This window comes from Spirillospora sp. NPDC048823 (assembly GCF_043198445.1).
In the GTDB taxonomy this organism is placed as follows: Bacteria; Actinomycetota; Actinomycetes; order Streptosporangiales; family Streptosporangiaceae; genus Spirillospora.
Genome location: NZ_JBICUT010000003.1, coordinates 66,103 through 82,332 on the forward strand (window position 1 = coordinate 66,103; position 16,230 = coordinate 82,332).

Sequence of the window (16,230 nt, forward strand, 5' to 3'; positions counted from 1 at the left end):
GAAGGATGGCGATGGGTCAGGAACCGCGTTTCCAGACCTCGTTGGGCACCTCTCCGGCGATGAAACGGATCTTGTTGGTGCCTGGCTTGTAGACGGTGACGGTGAGGCGGAACGGCTCGCCGTTCTGATCGTAGGCAGTGCGCCTGTGCTCGATCACGGCGAGACTGTCCTTGGAGAGGCCGAAGAACTTCAGTTCGTCATCCGTCGGCGGGCGCGCGTCGAACTCGTCCTCGTAGCCGGTCTGCACGTGGCCGTGGCGTTGCAGGTACGCGACGGTGCCCTCTTTGATGTCCACCGACTTCAGCAGGGCCTGCGCCTTGATCGCCAGCTCCAGCCTGAAGTACGAATGCTGGAGTGAGTTCGGCTTGTCGTCTACGAATCGCTGCTGGGACCGGCGGACGACTTGTGGTTGCGACTGGTCCGGTGAGATGCCCAGCGCCTTGATCTGCGGCTCCTTCGCGTCCTCGACCTCCACCTTCGGCACAGAGGAGTGCGCCCGGTGCCGCTGACGGTCCGCTTCCTTCATGAAGGCCCTGCCTTCGCCACCGCCGAATCCCCGTCCGGGCACGTCCTCCTCTCCCCGGTCGGTGTGGTTCAGCGTGATGACGAACGGCTGAGCCTGCTCGGTGACGAAGCTCCCTTTTTGCGGGATCGTCTCCACGCGACCGCGCTTGCGCAGCTCGTTGACGGCCTTCTTGATCGTGTTGGCGGAGACTTTCCACTGGTCCGCCAGTTCCGTCTCTGTCGGCAGCTGATCACCCGGGGCGAGGGTTCCCTCCTCGATCTGAGCGTGGAGGTCCTGTGCGATCTCTTGGTACCTCGGGATCTTGTCTGCCACGGGGGTCTCATCCTCGGCGTGCCGTCGGGTGGCCGGATGTCATGCAAGCCGGCCGTCTTCGGTGATGCGTTGTGGCGATGCGGTCCAAGCAGGGGCCAGGGGGCGCTCGAACAGGGCGCCTGACGGGGTTCTGTCGCTGGTGGTGCGGATGGCGACGTCCTTGAACCCTTGCCGGCGATAGTAGGCGTGGAGTTCGGTGTTGTCGGTCCAGACGTCGATTCTGATCAGCTCGGCCTTCTGCTGCTGCGACGCTCCCTTGCGTCCGGCCCAGTCGATCAGCTCGGCCCCCAGGCCGTCACCGGCGTAATCTCGGTGGATGACGAGGCGATGGAGGTAGACGGCCTCGGTCTCGCGTTCCTGCGCCGTCCAGAGTTCCTCGTGGCCGATCAGCCTGATGCTGACGGTGCCGATCATGTGCTCCCCGTCGAACAGGAGCCATGTCTCCCGGTTCAGCAGGGCCTCGTAGACGCGCTTGCGGCGGTCGTCCGGGCTGGGCCAAGGCCGGGCCCACTGTGTCGTGTTCTTCTCGGCCCGCAGCCATGCGGCCGCGTGATCGATGAGCCCGAGGACGTCGTCGAGTTCGTCCGGCCGGGCGATGCGGATGCGGTAGCTGGTGCGGGGGGCCCGGCTGCGTCGGCGGGCCCTGGTCTCTGTGTCCACGTGCTCCTGAACTCCGGGAAAAGCCGAGCCCCCGCCTCCTGGCCGTGATGGGAGTGCCTCGGGCTCCCAACGGTCGGGAAGGGGGGCGTGTGTTGGATAGGTGCGAGACAGCCGCCGTGGTCGGACGGCGGCGATCTATCCGCTTCCGGCGCCTTCGGCCGGCGGGGATTCGCGCGGAGTGTCCTCAGGAGGTCCCACGCCCGGCGTCCTGAGGACGTCGTCGGGGACCTGCCCGTCGTTGTAGTGCAGCCGTGTGCGGTCGGCGGGCCAGACCGTCACGGTGAGCCGGAATGCCTTGCCGTCGGGGGAGTAGGCGGTCCGGACGGTTTCGAACACGACGTCGGCGGCGGAGTCGCCCAGGCTGAAGAACCGCTTCTCGTTCTCGTCCGGGACGCGGGCCTTGATCTCGTCGTGGTAGCCGACCTCGCTGTAGCCGAGTGTCTCGCCCAGGTAGGCGACCGCGCCCTCGGGGATGTCGCGGGGGTAGAGCAGGCGGGACGCGCCGCCGGTGGCGAATTCGAGCGGGTAGAACGAGGTCTGCAGGGCCCAGGGCCGGTCGTCGAGAAAGAGCTCCTGGTGGCGGGAGATGAACTCCGAGCCCGGGTTGGTCTGCAGATAGCGGGCGATGACCTTGGTGCCCTCCTGGACCTCCACCTTGACCGCCGACGGCGTCACTTCACGGTTCGCGGGGATGAAGGCGTCGCGGTTGTACCACTCGCCGGAACCCCTGCCCGGCGCGAGACCCAACTCGACCGCGGACAGCGTGACGTGGACGATGTTCGGGCGGTGGACGACGAACGTGCCCTTGCCCTGTTCGGAGACGACGAATCCCTGCTGCCCCAGCCAGGACAGGGCGTCCCGGACGGTGTTGCGGGAGGCGCGGTAGTGGGCCTCCAGCTCCTTCTCGGGGGGCAGACGCCGCCGGCCGGACGCGCCGTCCCCGGGGGACAGGTCGCCGGACTCGATGCGGTTGAGCAGGTCAGTGGCGATATCGCGCCAGCGGAGAGGCGTCGTGCGAGCCATCGGAATCCGCTCCTTCCCGGCCTGTCCCGCCCGTGGTGCACCTCGCCGGACGAGGGACGTGCACTGAACCGGACTTCATGATCTGAACAAGTCGTTCCCGCCCAACGTGTTTGCAATCTCTAAAAAGGGTAACACCTTGAGTGAGAGACTTGTAGGTACAAGTGAATCAGCGAAGAACTCGGACAACGTTAGCAGCGGGAACTTCTGGATGTAAGAGATATCGCGAACCAGTCGGAGGAGGGTTCAATCATGACGGTCGCCCTGTGGGTCTTCGGACCCGCGACGCTGTTCCTGGTCCTTTCGCTCTACGTCGCCTTGATCGGCCGCCGCATGGGCGGCACCGATCTCCACGGCACTAGGGCTGCCTCGGTGGGCGCACCCAATCGCCTGGGGATGCTGGTCAACGTGTTCACACCCGGTCAGCCGCCCTCGGGTGGCCCCGGCGCATGATCTCTGGTCGCCGCGGGGCGGGCCGCTGACCTAAGGAGAGTTCGAGGTGGAAGACAGTCGGACAGACCCGGTGCCGGGTGCGCCGTACCCGGTGGCCGGCATCGAACGCCGGGCCGCGTGGGAGCACGCCGCGTGGAACGACGAGCGGACCGCGTGGGAGCGGGCCGGATGGGAGCAGCCCAGCGAGCGGGCCCATCCGCTGCTGGTGCTGACGCCGGTGCCCGAGGTCGGCGTCACGCGGGAGCCCTGGCCCGGAGCCGTGCACGTGGTCACCGGGATCGCGATCCTGGTCGCCGCGGCCGGTCTGGGACGCCGGGTGGGAGTGCCGGCGCCGCTGACGGCGGTCTGCTCGGCGGCGGGTTTCGCCGTGGTGGTCGTCCCCCGGCTGGTCTCCTCGGCGCCTCGTCCTCGGCCGCGGTTCCGCCCGGACGTCGCCTTCCTCGCGGCGCACTGACGGTCCCCGCGGGCGGCAGGGGCCCCCACCCGCCGGCGGCGCCGTCCGATCTCAAGAACAGCCGGGGACAAAGGGAGGGGAGGGAGGAACGGGGCGAACGGGGTTGTTTGTGCTGCCTTCAGTCGGATTTCTCCTTCCAGAAACGGGACATAACGGATCTTTTCCCTCATACTTCTAGGAGACGGAAGAGAGAGGGATGATCCAGTGACCGGCCGCATTCGCCCCCTGCCTCACCCGGACCCCTTCGTCGAAGCCACCCGCGGATACATCACCCGTGTCGGCGACGCGCTTCAGGCGCGCGGGGTGGCGCTCTCGAAGATCTGGCTCGATCCGTCCTGCCCCCGGGACGCGACCTTCGTCCTCGGGCTTGAGGCCCTCGTGTGGAACGAGTCCGATGGATTCGTCCGCGGTGAGTTCGTCTCCGGCGAACCCGGAGTCCGGACGGTCCTGCGCGACCCGGTCCGGCTCGGGGAAGGCGTGCTGCCCGACCCGCGCGCCGTCCCCGCCCTGCTGGAAAGGGCCGCCGCCGACGGGCCGCCGGCCCGGCCGCGCCCCTTCACCGCCGGGCACGACGGCTTCGAGGACGGGCTCGCTCGCTACCGGATCGGCTGAACCGGTCGTTCATCGGAACGAGTGTCTTTCCGTCGGTATCCGTGTGGCTACGCAGAAATTTCGCCGAACATGGCGAAAGCGGTGGCGGATTTCGGGTGAAGCGTCCACCATGGGTTCGGCACGGCACGCGTGAGCCTTCCGCGTGCCGTCTCTCAGTGAACCGAACCTACCGGAGTGATCGCATGCCTGTCCGACCCTGGAGCCCCGAGGACCTTGGGCGTCCGACGGACGGAACGTGGGCGGACGTGGCCTTCGGCCTGGGTGAGATGTACGAACGTGAAGGCGACCTGGAGCAGGCCGCGGACTGGTACCGGCGGGCCGCCGAGTCCGGCCGCGCCGACGCGGCGCTGCGCCTCGGCGCCGTGCTGGGGCTGATGGCGGACGCCGATTCCGCCGCAGACTCGGCCGAGGACCTGCTGGCCGAGGCCACCCGCTGGCTCAGCGGCGCCCAGGACGCCACCACCCCGGACGCCATCGAGCTCATCACCGACATGCTCAACCGGCAGCTGCGGCAGGCGGCCCGCCGCGGACTGGAGCCGGCCCCCGCCGGCTGACCGCTTTGCGGCACCCGGCGGTTCGGTGTGAACCGAATCGGCCCGCCCGTCGTCGGACTCCATGAGATCGACGAAGTGGAAGGTGACGAGTTGAGCGGCGAGGAGCCCGGGTACGTTCCCCCGGACCACAAGACGACCGCCGAGTTCCGCGTCCCGGGCAAGGCCGCGGAGCCGGAAGCCGGCGTGCCGGCGCCCGAGGCGACCCTCGTCGACGACCCCGTGGGCGGACACTTCGACTCCGGCGCGACGCTCCAGGACGTCCCGGAGGACGACCCGGACGTGACGTTCCGCGGCGTCCCGGTCGACGACCCTGAGGACGATCTGCCGCAGGACGACCCCGAAGACGATCTGGACGTGACCTTCCAGGACGTGCCGCTCCGTGAGGCGGACGTGACCTTCCAGGAGCCGCCGGCCGGCGGCCTCGGCGATGAGGCTCCCGTGACCGTCGCCGAGCCCCCGGTCACCCTTACCGACGGGTCGGCCGGCATCTCGGAGGCGCCGGTCACCGCCGCCGACGTCCCCGTTCCGCGCACGCCTTCCGCCCCGCCGGAGGCGGCCGTGTTCGAGATGCCCGCACTGGTGTACGGGCAGGCGCCCGTCCCCGAGCAGGCCACGGCGCCCGAGAACGCTCCGGCGCCGGAGCAGGCGGCGCCGCCGGAGCAGGCGGCACTGCAGGAACAGGCGGTGCCGCGGGAACAGGCGCCGGCCGCCGACCAGCACGTCCCCGCACCCGTGCCCACGCCCGATCCCGTGCCCGAGGAGGGGCCGTGGACGGAGCAGTTCGCCTCCGGGGGCGAATCGACGAACCCCGGCGGAGCGGGCCCGGCGTTCGCCTACGCGATGCCCGGGGCGCCGCCGCAGGGGACGGTGCCGCCCCCGCACGAGATGCCGCCACCGCACGAGATGCCGACGCCGGCGATGCCGGCCGCCGCCTCACCGTCCGGGGGACTGCCGCCGGTCGCGCCGGTCATGCCGTCCAGCTCGTCCGGATCGTCGCGTAAGGGGGGTCCGCTCCTGCTGATCGCGCTGGTCGCCGTGGTGGTGCTCCTCGCCGCCGCCGGCGTCGTGACGCTGCTGTTCCTCGGCGGCGACAAGCGGGGGACGGCCGCGAAGAGCCCGTCTCCGACGGCGTCCGCCCCGGCGACCGAAGGTGGAGAGCCGGCGCCGACGGCGAGTGGGGCGCCGGCGGCCCCGCCATCCGGCGGCCCGTCGGGTCAGCCGCCCACGCAGCAGCCGGGTCAGCCGCCCGCGGCGGCGCCCACCGCGCCGATCGGGCCGGTGATGCAGGGCAAGGGCATCACCTACCAGCTCGTCCAGCAGGACGAGGGGTACTTCGAAGGCCGCATGATCATAACCAACCGCACCGACAAGCCCATGAAGACGTGGCGGCTGACGTTCGGCACCCCCGGCGCGGACGTGAAGAACATCTGGGGAGCGCGGCTCGTCAAGGGCGGCGAGAAGGTCGAGCTCGAGAATCTGAAGGGCGCGCCCGCCATCCCGCCGGGAGGCACGTGGGACGTCCAGTTCGGTGCGTCGGGCATCACGACGACTCCGAAGGGCTGCAAGCTCAACGGCGTGGCGTGCGGCTTCTGAACGGCGTACTAGGCTCTCGCCCATGCGTATCGCCAGGTTCTCCACCGACGACGGCATGTCCTTCGGTGTGGTGGAGGAGAACACCGTCGCCGCCATCGCGGCTCACCCGTTCGGTGATCTGACTTTCACCGGACAGCGTTTCCCGCTCGCCGACGTCCGGCTGCTCGCGCCGATCCTGCCCAGCAAGGTCATCGCGATCGGCAAGAACTACGCCGCCCACGCGCAGGAGATGGGCGGCGAGGCCCCGGCCGAGCCGATGCTGTTCTCCAAGCCGTCCACCGCCGTGATCGGCCCCGGGGAGGCGATCACGTACCCGCAGAAGCTGTCGGAGCGGGTGGACTTCGAAGGCGAGCTCGCCGTCGTCATCGGCCGGATGTGCCGCGAGGTCCCGGCGTCCCGCGCCGCCGACGTCATCCTCGGCTACACCTGCGCCAACGACGTCACGGCCCGCGACCTGCAGGCCAAGGACGGGCAGTGGACGCGCGCCAAGGGCTTCGACACGTTCTGCCCGATCGGCCCGTGGATCGAGACCGAGGCCGACCCCGCCGACCTGGCGATCTCCACCACCGTCAACGGGGAGGTCCGGCAGGACGCCCGCACCTCCCTGCTGCTGCACGACGTCCCGGCCCTCGTCGAGTACGTCAGCCAGGTCATGACGCTGCTGCCCGGCGACGTCATCCTCACCGGCACCCCCGCCGGCGTCGGCCCGCTGGAGATCGGGGACGAGGTGACCGTCACCATCGACGGCGTCGGCAGCCTGACCAACCGGGTCATCGCCCGCGACTGAGGGGAAGCCATGGCGTTCGGCGGCTTCACCGGCGAGGCGTTCGAGTTCTACGAGGGCTTGCAGGCCGACAACAGCAAGTCGTACTGGACGGCCCACAAGGAGACGTACGAACGCCATGTGCGCGAACCGATGAGCGAGTTGTGCGCCGAACTCGAGGAGGAGTTCGGCGCGGTCAAGCTCTTTCGCCCATTCCGCGACCTCCGGTTCAGCAAAGACAAGTCGCCCTACAAAACACATCAGGGCGGCCACACGAGTGAGGGCTTCTACGTCCAGATCGACGCGGACGGCCTGATGGCGGCGGGCGGAATGTACGCTCCGACACCCGAGCAGCTCCGTCGCTACCGCGCCGCCGTCGGCTCCGACACGTCCGGCAAGGAACTCCAGGCCATCGTGGACGATCTGCGATCCGCCGGGATGGAGATCGCCGGAGAGCGGCTCAAGACCCGTCCCCGGGGCACGCCACCGGACCACCCCCGCCTGGAACTCCTGCGGCACCGTTCGCTCTACGCCCACGAAGGCTGGCCGCCCGACCCGTGGATGCTGACCACCGAGGTGGTGAGCCGGGTGCGTGCGTCATGGCGGCGCCTGCGTCCCCTCGTCGACTGGGGCCGGCGTCACATCGGGCCTCCCGCCTGACCTCCCGCGTCAATCGTTTTGGTCGAAGTCCCAAGGTCCTGTATTCTCATCGAGGCGCGAGCGACCAGCCGGAAACGGCACGGAAGCCCGTACCTCACTGGGGTATGGTGTAATCGGCAGCACGAGTGATTCTGGTTCACTTAGTCTAGGTTCGAGTCCTGGTACCCCAGCTGCGTCCACTCTCCGTGGACCACGCCCCCGTCGTCTAGTGGCCTAGGACGCCGCCCTCTCAAGGCGGTAACGGCGGTTCGAATCCGCTCGGGGGTACGCAGCCGGACTGCTCGTCGAGTTGCTCTCGCCTTTGCCTCCAGTGATGTCTTTCCTGGGGCGACCCCTGAAACCCCGATGTTCGGGGTTCGTCCTCACATGGGCCGGCGCGTACGCGCAGGAACGTTCTCTGCACCGTCGCACCTTCCAAGAACCGCACCGGATCCGGCCTGGCCCAGTGCCCGCACATGGGATCGCCAGAGGTTGGCCCCTCCGTCCCATCGGCTGCCGCGCGAGACATTTCATCTGCGACGTCCGAGAAGCTGCATTGGCTAGGCGACCGGTGCGGGCCGGCATGCGGGGCAGCGTCGGCCAGGCCGAAAACGGGTCGAGGCGGGGGGTGGCGTCCGGTAGGGTGGACCAGGTCCGAGCGGGAGATCGCTCGGGTGTCCGGCCCCCGTCGTCTAGTGGCCTAGGACGCCGCCCTCTCAAGGCGGTAACGGCGGTTCGAATCCGCTCGGGGGTACATCGGCCGCAGATCGGATGATCTGCGGTTTTTTCATGCTCTCAGGGTTTGCGGCCCACGGCGCCGAAGGCGTCGACGGGGGTGCCGGCGCCGAGCGCGGTCGACTCGGGGCGCCACAGCGGGCAGGAGACCAGGCCGGGTTCGACCAGTTCGAGGCCGTCGAAGAAGCGGCCGATCTCCTCCGGGGAACGCAGCCGGTACGGGATGGAGCCACCCTCGTTGTAGTCGTTCTGGGCCTCCTCGACCGCCTCGCCGGCGACGACGCTCGTGCCGTCGTTGAGGGAGAGGTGGCTGCCGGACGGCAGCGGGTCCAGCAGCGCCCGGACGATCGAGCGGGCCTCGTCACCGTCCGGAACATGGCCCATGATCCCGCTCAGGATGAGCCCGACGGGACGCGTGAAGTCCAGGACCTTGGCGGCGACGTCCGAGATGTGGCCCGGGTCGTGGAGGTCGGCCTCGATGTAGTCGGTGTGACCCTCCGGCGTGCTGGTCAGCAGAGCCCGCGCGTGGACGAGCACCAGCGGGTCGTTGTCGACGTATACGACGCGGACGTCCGGTGCGACGCGCTGGGCGACCTCGTGCGTGTTGTCGACCGTCGGCAGGCCCGTCCCCACGTCGAGGAACTGGCGGACGCCCGCCTCGGCGGCCAGGTACCGGACCGACCGGGTGAGGAACAGCCGGGACGCGCGGGCGACGTCGACCACGCCCGGGAACGTCTCCCGGTACCGGTCACCGGCGGCACGATCGACCGGGTAGTTGTCCTTGCCGCCGAGCCAGTAGTTCCAGATTCGCGCCGAATGCGGCACGCTCGTGTCGATTCTGTCCATCGCCGCGTCTTCACCCATGGGGACTCCCTGAAAGAGCGGGCCGGGCCATCCATCTTGGGGGACGGGAACCTCCCTGCGGAAGTGCCACGTCCCGAAGAGGCCACGGACGGGGTGTGGACGTGATCACGCGCTGAGCGCGATCCGCTCTCGCCGGACCGGTGGCCCCTCGTGGCAGTGGGCACAGGTGGTTCGCCGCCGGTAGTAGTACGCCAGGGCGGCACCGGCGAGCAGCGGCCCCCAGAGGCCGAGTGGCACGAACACCACCGTGCCCAGCAGGTCGGCGTCGCCACTGGCGGTCTCCATGGCGACGAAGACGGTGAGGAGGGCGAGCATCACCGAAGCCGTGAGCGCTGCGAAGGTCGGCACGGCGACCGGGATGGAGCGGCCGTGGAGCGCGGGAACCCATCTCGGCCACACCTCGCCCCAGGGGCGGATGAGGCCACGGGTCATGAGCGCGCCGCCCTCCGAGGCGAAGCCGAGCAGGATCCCGGTGATCCAGACACCCCACCCCGCGTCCTCGGGGAACGCGACCGGCCAGGGCGTCAACCAGGTCAGGCGGATGAGCCCGTAAGGCAGGGGCATGAGCGCGGCGGCGATCGTGAGCTTGCGTCCCCAGCGGGCGGCGGACTCCGGGAGAGTCCAGGCGGCGCCGCACCGGCCGCAGATGGCGCAGCGGCCCCTGCTCACCCGGTATGACGTCACCGCAAAGGCGGCCCAGATGAGGCAGCCCGCCACGGCGAACAGGGCCCATGTCCCAGCCCGGCCGTCACCGCCGACCAGCTCATGGCCAACAGGGTGGTCCACCGATGTGCGTTCATGGTTCCTCTCCGATCGCGGGTGCATTTCATCCTCAGAGGGGACGGGATGCGGCACATCACCCGCGAGACCGAGCGAGGTCGGCCGGGTGGGGGAGTTCGGCTGGGACCCGACGGCGCGCCAGCTGATGCCGCGCGCCGTTCTCACGCCCTGACCTGTGTTAGCGCTATCGGTTTGTCCCGTCAATGCCCGCCCGGCTGCGAATCTTCAGGACGGGTGATTCGGGTTGATTCCCTGCTCTGTCGATGATCTGACGCGTGATTCGGGTGTCGGGGTATTGACAGCTGAACGCGTTATCGCAAACATTCCTGCAAGCGTGTTCGGCACCTGGAGGCCACGATGGGCGAGTCGACGGGCCGGCGTCCGGCCGATCGGGGCCCGGCCGAGGGGCGCCGCGTCCTCATGGAGGACGTGGCCGCGCTCGCCGGCGTCTCGGCCATGACCGTCTCCCGCGTCCTCAACTCGCCCGGGAAGGTGCGCGCGTCCACCCGCGCCCGGGTGCTCGCCGCGGTCCGCGCGCTGGACTACCGGCCGAATGTGGCCGCGCGGGTTCTGGTGACGGGGCGGTCGGGCGTGCTGGGCGTCGTCAGCTTCGACACGACGCTCTACGGCCCGGCCTCCACGGTGTACGGCATCGAGCGGGCGGCGCGCGAGAACGACTACCTGATCAGCATCGTCAGCCTGAGCGCGCTGAGCCGCCGGTCGATCGGCGAGGCCGTGGACAGGCTGCGCGGTCAGGCGGTCGACGGCATCATCATCGTGGCGCCGCACGTGTCGGCGGCCGAGGGGCTGCGCGACCTTCCCCCGGACCTGCCGATCGTGGTGGTCGGCGCGGCGGAGGAACTGCCCTTCCCGCTGGCGGCGGTCGACCAGCATGTCGGGGCGGTGCGGGCCACGCGGCATCTCCTCGACATGGGGCACGAGACGGTGTGGCATCTGTCCGGTCCGGCCGACTGGGTCGACGCCGGCGGCCGGGTGGCCGGCTGGCGTGCGGCCCTGGCGGCCGGGCGGTGCCGGGAACCCGACTCCCTGGTGGGGGACTGGTCCGCCCGGTCCGGCTATGACCTGGGCAGGATGATCGCTCATGACCCGTCCGTCACCGCGGTGTTCGCCGCGAACGACGCCATGGCCCTCGGCCTGCTGCGCGCGCTGCGCGAGGCGGGCCGCCGGATCCCCCAGGACGTCAGCGTGGTCGGCTTCGACAACGTCCCCGAGTCCCCGTACTTCTCTCCGCCCCTGACCACCGTCCGGCAGAACTTCGGCGAGGTCGGGCGGCACGCGTTCACCCTGCTGATGGACCGTATCGGCCGTCCCGACGCGGGCGGCGCCCACGGCCGGCGTGTCGTCGGCCCCGAACTCATCGTCCGCGAAAGCACCGCGGCCCGCCGCGCCTGATCCCCTGTCGTCCCCTCTCGTCCCGTACCGTCCCTGTCCGGAGATGTTAGCGCTAACATCACCGCTGTCCCTCGAAGGAGAAACCCCCGATGTTGCGAAGAATCCTCGCCGCGGCCGCGAGCACGGCGCTCGCCCTGACGGCACTGACCGCCTGCGGCGACTCAGGTTCCGGTTCCGGTTCCGGCTCGATCACCCTGGGCTTCTCCCAGGTCGGCGCCGAGAGCGGCTGGCGGACGGCGAACACCAAGTCGATCAAGGAGGAGGCCAAGGCCGCCGGGATCGACCTCAAGTTCGCCGACGCCCAGCAGAAGCAGGAGAACCAGATCGCGGCGATCCGCTCCTTCATCAAGCAGAAGGTCGACGTCATCGCGTTCTCGCCCGTCGTCGTCACCGGCTGGGACGCAGTCCTCAAGGAGGCCAAGGCGGCCGGTATCCCGGTCGTGCTCACCGACCGCGCGGTCGACTCCGACGCGTCCATGTACGTGACGTTCCTCGGCTCGGACTTCGTCGAAGAGGGCAAGAAGGCCGGCCAGTGGCTGGTGGAGGAGGTCAAGGACACCAAGGAGCCGGTGAACATCGTCCAACTGGAGGGGACGGTCGGCGCGGCGCCGGCGATCGACCGCAAGAAGGGCTTCGAGGAGGTCATCAAGGCCAACCCGAACCTGAAGGTGATCGCCTCCCAGTCCGGCGAGTTCACCCGCGCCAAGGGCAAGGAGGTCATGCAGGCCCTGCTGAAGGCCCACAAGGACATCGACGTCCTGTACGCGCACAACGACGACATGGGGCTCGGCGCGATCCAGGCGATCGAGGAGGCCGGGCTCAAGCCGGGCGAGGACATCAAGATCATCACGGTGGACGCGGTCAAGGACGGGATGAAGGCCCTCGCCGAAGGCAAGATCAACTTCATCGTGGAGTGCAACCCGCTCCTCGGCGGACAGCTCATGGACATCGTCAAGAAGGTGAACGCCGACGAGCCCGTCGAGCGGCGCATCATCACCAAGGAGACGGTCTTCGACCAGGCGGCCGCCGAGAAGGCCCTCCCGACCCGGAAGTACTGACCCCCGTGGCCCCCGCCGCGTCCGCCCGTCTGCCGCGGACGCGGCGGGAGCCGTCAGGGACGAAGCCAGGAAGCCGACGAAGCCAGGAAGAGAAGGAGGGCATCGTGGCTGAGCCCGTCCTGGAGGTCACCGGAATCTCCAAGCAGTTCCCGGGGGTGCGTGCGCTCGACGACGTGGCCTTCCGGTTGTTCCCGGGCGAGATCCATGCCCTCATGGGCGAGAACGGCGCCGGGAAATCCACGCTGATCAAGGTCCTCACCGGCGTCCACCAGGCGGACGCGGGCCGCATGACACTGGACGGTGAGGAGAGGCGGGTCCACGACCCGACGCACGCCCAGCGGCTGGGCATCAGCACCGTCTACCAGGAGGTCAACCTCTGCCCCAACCTGTCGGTGGCGGAGAACATCTTCATCGGCCGCGAGCCCCGCAGGTTCGGCCGGATCGACTGGCCGCGGATCCGGGGCAGGTCCGCCGAGCTGCTGGCCCGGCTCGACCTGGACGTCGATGTGGCCGCGCCGCTCGGCACGCAGTCCCTCGCCGTCCAGCAGCTCGTCGCGATCGTGCGGGCGGTCGACCTGGACGCCAAGGTCCTGATCCTGGACGAGCCGACGTCCAGCCTCGACCGCGGCGAGGTGGAGCGGCTGTTCGCGGTGATGCGGCGGCTCCGCGGGGACGGCGTCGCGATCCTGTTCGTCTCGCACTTCCTCGACCAGATCTACGAGATCTGCGACCGGGTCACGGTCCTGCGCAACGGCGGGCTGGTCGGGGAGTACCCGATCGGCGACCTCGGCCGGTTCGACCTGGTGTCCCGGATGACCGGCCAGGAACTGCACGACCTGGAGGAACTCGAAGAGGCCGCGCCCGCCATCACGCGCGGGAAGCGGCTGCTCTCCCTGGAGCGCGCCGGGCGGACCGGCGCGATCACTCCGGTCGATCTGGAGATCCACGAGGGCGAGGTCGTCGGCCTGGCCGGGCTGCTCGGGTCGGGACGTTCCGAACTGGCGCGGCTCGTGTTCGGCGCGGAGGCCGCCGACACCGGGCACGTCCGGGTGGGGGAGGAGACCGTCGCGCTGCGGACGCCGCGCGCCGCGATCGACCGCGGCATCGCGTTCTGCCCCGAGGACCGCAAGGGCGACGGCCTGGTCATGGACCTGACCGTCGCGGAGAACATCGTCCTCGCCCTCCAGGCGGCCCGCGGCTGGACGAGGCCGCTGCCGCCGAAGCGCCGGGACGAGTTGGTCGCCGAGTACATCAGGACGCTGCGGATCCAGCCGCCGTCCCCCGGTACGCCGGTCCGCAACCTCAGCGGCGGCAACCAGCAGAAGGTGCTGCTCGCGCGCTGGCTCATCACCCGGCCCCGGCTGCTGATCCTGGACGAGCCGACCCGCGGCATCGACGTCGGCGCCAAGACCGAGATCCAGAAGCTGGTCGTGTCCCTCGCCGACGACGGCATGGGCGTGCTGTTCATCTCCGCCGAACTGGAGGAGGTCCTGCGCCTCTCGCACAAGGTGGAGGTGCTGCGGGACCGCACGCTCGTCGCCGAACTCGCCAACGACGGGTCGCTCACCCCGGAGCGCCTCCTCGAGACGATCGCGAACGGAGCGTCATGAGCGTCATGAACCGCGCGAACCTGGCGCACCTGACGAGGCACCGGCTGTTCTGGCCGGTCGCGGTTCTCGTCCTGCTGCTGCTGGTCAACGCGGCCTTCACACCGGACTTCCTCACCATCAAGGTCCGGCAGGGGCACCTGTACGGCAGCCTGATCGACATCCTGCGGTTCGGCGCCCCGCTGATCATGGTGTCGCTCGGCATGACCATGGTCATCGCCACCGGCGGCATCGACCTGTCGGTGGGCTCGGTGGTGGCGATCAGCGGAGCGATGGCCTGCTACCTGATCAGCGAGGGGCACGGGCTGACCGTCGCGCTCGCGGTGAGCCTCGCGCTGTGCCTGGCGCTCGGGCTCTGGAACGGGCTCCTGGTCACCCGGCTGACGATCCAGCCGATCATCGCGACGCTCATCCTCATGGTCGGCGGACGCGGCATCGCCCAGCTGATCACCGGCGGGCAGATCATCACGATCGACCAGGACTCGGGCTTCTCCACGATCGGCGGCGGCCATCTGCTGGGGGTGCCCGTCGCGGTGCTCATCGTGGCGGCCGCCGTGGCCGCCGCGGCCGTGCTCGCCCGCAGGACCGCGCTCGGGATGCTGCTGGAGTCGGTCGGCGGCAACGCCGAGGCGTCCCGGCTCGTCGGCATCCGCGCGTCGGGGCTGATCGTGCTCGGGTATGTGTTCTGCGGGATGTGCGCCGGGGTCGCCGGGTGGATGATCGCCTCGGACGTGTCCGCGGCCGACGGCAACAACGCCGGCCTGTGGATCGAGCTGGACGCGATCCTGGCCGTGGTGCTCGGCGGTACGGCCCTCACCGGGGGACGGTTCTCCATCGCGGGCACCGTCGTCGGCGCGCTCATCATCCAGACGCTGGACACGACGATCTACACCGCGGGGATCCCGCCGCGCACCACGCTGGTGTTCGAGGCCGTCGTCGTCACCATCGTGTGCCTGCTCCAGTCCCCGGCGTTCCGCGCCAAGGTCGCCCGCCGCCGTCCCGGCCGTCCCGTTCCACCGCCCACGGACCCGCCCCCCGCGGACAAGAAAGTGGAGATCCCCGCATGACCACCGCGTTCGCCCTGCCCGCGGTACACCGCCGGCACGTCCCGGTCCTCGTCACGCTCGGCCTGTTCGTCCTGGCGTTCGTCACCGGGGCACTGCGGTACGAGAACTTCGGCACCGCCCAGGTCTTCGCCGACCTGTTCATCGACAACGCGTTCCTGCTCGTCGTCGCCATCGGCATGACGTTCGTCATCCTGAGCGGCGGCATCGACCTGTCGGTCGGGTCGGTCGTCGCCCTGTCGGGCATGCTGTGCGCGGTCGGAACGTCGAGGCTCGGCGTGCCCGGACCGCTGGTGATCGTGGTCGTGCTGCTCGTCGGGACGGTGTTCGGCGCCGCCATGGGCTACGTCATCCACGCCTTCGAGATCCAGCCGTTCATCGCCACGCTCGCGGGGATGTTCCTGGCCCGCGGCCTGTGCTTCACCATCAGCGAGAAACAGATCTCCATCGAGAACGGCTTCTTCGACGGCGTCGCGCTCAACCGGATCACCGTGCCCGGCGACGTCCGCGTCTCCGCGGGGGCGGTCATCGCCCTGGTCGTCTTCGCGGTCGCCGTGTACGTCCTGCACTGGACGCGGACCGGCCGCAACGTCTACGCGATCGGCGGAGGAGAGCAGTCCTCGCTGCTGATGGGGCTGCCCGTCGCCCGCACGAAGATCCAGGTGTACGCCATCAGCGGGTTCTGCTCGGCCCTCGGCGGCGTCCTGTTCGCCTTCTACACCCTGTCCGGCGACGGCCTGCACGCCGTCGGCATGGAACTCGACGCCATCGCAGCCGTCGTCATCGGCGGCACCGTCCTGACCGGCGGCTCCGGGTACGTGTTCGGCACCCTGCTCGGCGTCCTGGTCCTGGCCGTCATCAAGACCATGCTGACCTTCGAGGGCACGCTCAGCTCATGGTGGACGCGCATCGCGATCAGCGTCCTCCTGTTCGCCTTCATCGCCTTGCAGCGCCTGGTCGGCACCCGCAGACGAGCCCGCTCCGCCTCCACACACGAGCCGGTGACCGCCGAACACAAGCCGGCGGTCTGAACGCGTCGTGCGGCTGCCGCCGGGACAGCCGCACGACGCGGTTTGCCGTGGCCGTCGGTCCGGTGAATGATGTCCAACGCATCGGACGAAGG

17 protein-coding genes and 3 tRNA genes are annotated in these 16,230 nt (G+C 69.7%); 15 read left to right on the forward strand and 5 right to left on the reverse strand.

Annotated elements, in window-relative coordinates:
- Nucleotides 1–16: 16 nt before the first annotated feature.
- From ACGFK0_RS07725 to ACGFK0_RS07735, 3 genes are all read right to left on the reverse strand, one after another.
- Nucleotides 17–838 carry a GntR family transcriptional regulator gene (locus ACGFK0_RS07725; RefSeq protein WP_392901586.1) on the reverse strand — a complete coding sequence of 274 codons (822 nt, stop codon included), beginning with the start codon at nucleotides 836–838 and terminating at the stop codon, nucleotides 17–19.
- A gap of 39 nt (nucleotides 839–877) precedes the next feature.
- Nucleotides 878–1,498 (reverse strand): GNAT family N-acetyltransferase, encoded by a 621-nt coding sequence (locus ACGFK0_RS07730; RefSeq protein ID WP_392901587.1) that lies wholly within the window; start codon nucleotides 1,496–1,498, stop codon nucleotides 878–880.
- A 135-nt stretch (nucleotides 1,499–1,633) separates the two neighbouring features.
- Nucleotides 1,634–2,521 (reverse strand): GntR family transcriptional regulator, encoded by an 888-nt coding sequence (locus ACGFK0_RS07735; RefSeq protein ID WP_392901589.1) that lies wholly within the window; start codon nucleotides 2,519–2,521, stop codon nucleotides 1,634–1,636.
- Nucleotides 2,522–2,770: 249 nt separating this feature from the next.
- Here ACGFK0_RS07735 and ACGFK0_RS07740 point away from each other — a divergent pair, with 249 nt between their 5' ends.
- The 10 genes from ACGFK0_RS07740 (at nucleotide 2,771) to ACGFK0_RS07785 (ending at nucleotide 8,340) form a co-directional block, all read left to right on the forward strand.
- Nucleotides 2,771–2,971, forward strand: coding sequence for a hypothetical protein (locus tag ACGFK0_RS07740; RefSeq protein WP_392901591.1), 201 nt, complete (start codon nucleotides 2,771–2,773; stop codon nucleotides 2,969–2,971).
- Nucleotides 2,972–3,017: 46 nt separating this feature from the next.
- Entirely contained in the window at nucleotides 3,018–3,425 is a 408-nt protein-coding gene (locus ACGFK0_RS07745; protein ID WP_392901593.1) for a hypothetical protein, read from the forward strand.
- Nucleotides 3,426–3,629: 204 nt separating this feature from the next.
- Nucleotides 3,630–4,037, forward strand: coding sequence for a DUF6292 family protein (locus ACGFK0_RS07750; protein ID WP_392901595.1), 408 nt, complete (start codon nucleotides 3,630–3,632; stop codon nucleotides 4,035–4,037).
- A 182-nt stretch (nucleotides 4,038–4,219) separates the two neighbouring features.
- The gene (locus tag ACGFK0_RS07755) at nucleotides 4,220–4,591 is read left to right on the forward strand and encodes a hypothetical protein (RefSeq protein WP_392901597.1); all 372 of its coding nucleotides are present in this window, start codon (nucleotides 4,220–4,222) and stop codon (nucleotides 4,589–4,591) included.
- A gap of 75 nt (nucleotides 4,592–4,666) precedes the next feature.
- Nucleotides 4,667–6,184, forward strand: coding sequence for a cellulose binding domain-containing protein (locus tag ACGFK0_RS07760; RefSeq protein WP_392901599.1), 1,518 nt, complete (start codon nucleotides 4,667–4,669; stop codon nucleotides 6,182–6,184).
- Between the two features lie 22 nt (nucleotides 6,185–6,206).
- A complete protein-coding gene (locus ACGFK0_RS07765) occupies nucleotides 6,207–6,971 on the forward strand; it encodes a fumarylacetoacetate hydrolase family protein (RefSeq protein ID WP_392901601.1) in 765 nt (254 codons plus the stop codon).
- Between the two features lie 9 nt (nucleotides 6,972–6,980).
- On the forward strand, nucleotides 6,981–7,607 hold the full coding sequence (locus ACGFK0_RS07770) for a DUF2461 domain-containing protein (RefSeq protein WP_392901603.1): 627 nt from the start codon (nucleotides 6,981–6,983) through the stop codon (nucleotides 7,605–7,607).
- Between the two features lie 98 nt (nucleotides 7,608–7,705).
- Nucleotides 7,706–7,777: transfer RNA gene (locus ACGFK0_RS07775), tRNA-Gln, on the forward strand.
- A gap of 24 nt (nucleotides 7,778–7,801) precedes the next feature.
- Nucleotides 7,802–7,874: transfer RNA gene (locus ACGFK0_RS07780), tRNA-Glu, on the forward strand.
- Nucleotides 7,875–8,267: 393 nt separating this feature from the next.
- Nucleotides 8,268–8,340 (forward strand) — tRNA-Glu (locus ACGFK0_RS07785).
- 41 nt (nucleotides 8,341–8,381) lie between these two features.
- Here the strand turns inward: ACGFK0_RS07785 and ACGFK0_RS07790 are convergent.
- Together ACGFK0_RS07790 and ACGFK0_RS07795 are read right to left on the reverse strand one after the other, a co-directional pair.
- Nucleotides 8,382–9,167, reverse strand: coding sequence for an SAM-dependent methyltransferase (locus ACGFK0_RS07790; protein ID WP_392901605.1), 786 nt, complete (start codon nucleotides 9,165–9,167; stop codon nucleotides 8,382–8,384).
- 123 nt (nucleotides 9,168–9,290) lie between these two features.
- Nucleotides 9,291–9,971: a hypothetical protein gene (locus ACGFK0_RS07795; protein WP_392901607.1), complete on the reverse strand. Its 681-nt coding sequence runs from the start codon at nucleotides 9,969–9,971 to the stop codon at nucleotides 9,291–9,293.
- A gap of 351 nt (nucleotides 9,972–10,322) precedes the next feature.
- On the opposite strand from ACGFK0_RS07795, the gene ACGFK0_RS07800 reads away from it, so the two are divergent.
- The 5 genes from ACGFK0_RS07800 (at nucleotide 10,323) to yjfF (ending at nucleotide 16,138) form a co-directional block, all read left to right on the forward strand.
- Nucleotides 10,323–11,378, forward strand: coding sequence for a LacI family DNA-binding transcriptional regulator (locus tag ACGFK0_RS07800; RefSeq protein WP_392901609.1), 1,056 nt, complete (start codon nucleotides 10,323–10,325; stop codon nucleotides 11,376–11,378).
- A gap of 89 nt (nucleotides 11,379–11,467) precedes the next feature.
- Nucleotides 11,468–12,436: an ABC transporter substrate-binding protein gene (locus ACGFK0_RS07805; RefSeq protein WP_392901611.1), complete on the forward strand. Its 969-nt coding sequence runs from the start codon at nucleotides 11,468–11,470 to the stop codon at nucleotides 12,434–12,436.
- A 104-nt stretch (nucleotides 12,437–12,540) separates the two neighbouring features.
- Nucleotides 12,541–14,046, forward strand: coding sequence for a sugar ABC transporter ATP-binding protein (locus ACGFK0_RS07810; RefSeq protein WP_392901613.1), 1,506 nt, complete (start codon nucleotides 12,541–12,543; stop codon nucleotides 14,044–14,046).
- Nucleotides 14,043–15,110 carry an ABC transporter permease gene (locus ACGFK0_RS07815; RefSeq protein ID WP_392901616.1) on the forward strand — a complete coding sequence of 356 codons (1,068 nt, stop codon included), beginning with the start codon at nucleotides 14,043–14,045 and terminating at the stop codon, nucleotides 15,108–15,110. Before ACGFK0_RS07810 ends, ACGFK0_RS07815 begins: the two co-directional genes overlap by 4 nt.
- Nucleotides 15,107–16,138: a galactofuranose ABC transporter, permease protein YjfF gene (gene yjfF / locus ACGFK0_RS07820; protein WP_392901618.1), complete on the forward strand. Its 1,032-nt coding sequence runs from the start codon at nucleotides 15,107–15,109 to the stop codon at nucleotides 16,136–16,138. Before ACGFK0_RS07815 ends, yjfF begins: the two co-directional genes overlap by 4 nt.
- The last annotated feature ends 92 nt before the right edge of the window (nucleotides 16,139–16,230 follow it).

Coding starts and splice junctions, on each gene's coding strand:
- ACGFK0_RS07735 (WP_392901589.1), bottom strand. CDS start 2,521: ATGGCTCGCACGACGCCTCTCCGCTGGCGCGATATCGCCACTGACCTG.
- ACGFK0_RS07740 (WP_392901591.1), top strand. CDS start 2,771: ATGACGGTCGCCCTGTGGGTCTTCGGACCCGCGACGCTGTTCCTGGTC.
- ACGFK0_RS07755 (WP_392901597.1), top strand. CDS start 4,220: ATGCCTGTCCGACCCTGGAGCCCCGAGGACCTTGGGCGTCCGACGGAC.
- ACGFK0_RS07765 (WP_392901601.1), top strand. CDS start 6,207: ATGCGTATCGCCAGGTTCTCCACCGACGACGGCATGTCCTTCGGTGTG.
- ACGFK0_RS07770 (WP_392901603.1), top strand. CDS start 6,981: ATGGCGTTCGGCGGCTTCACCGGCGAGGCGTTCGAGTTCTACGAGGGC.
- ACGFK0_RS07790 (WP_392901605.1), bottom strand. CDS start 9,167: ATGGACAGAATCGACACGAGCGTGCCGCATTCGGCGCGAATCTGGAAC.
- ACGFK0_RS07800 (WP_392901609.1), top strand. CDS start 10,323: ATGGGCGAGTCGACGGGCCGGCGTCCGGCCGATCGGGGCCCGGCCGAG.
- ACGFK0_RS07805 (WP_392901611.1), top strand. CDS start 11,468: ATGTTGCGAAGAATCCTCGCCGCGGCCGCGAGCACGGCGCTCGCCCTG.
- ACGFK0_RS07815 (WP_392901616.1), top strand. CDS start 14,043: ATGAGCGTCATGAACCGCGCGAACCTGGCGCACCTGACGAGGCACCGG.
- yjfF (WP_392901618.1), top strand. CDS start 15,107: ATGACCACCGCGTTCGCCCTGCCCGCGGTACACCGCCGGCACGTCCCG.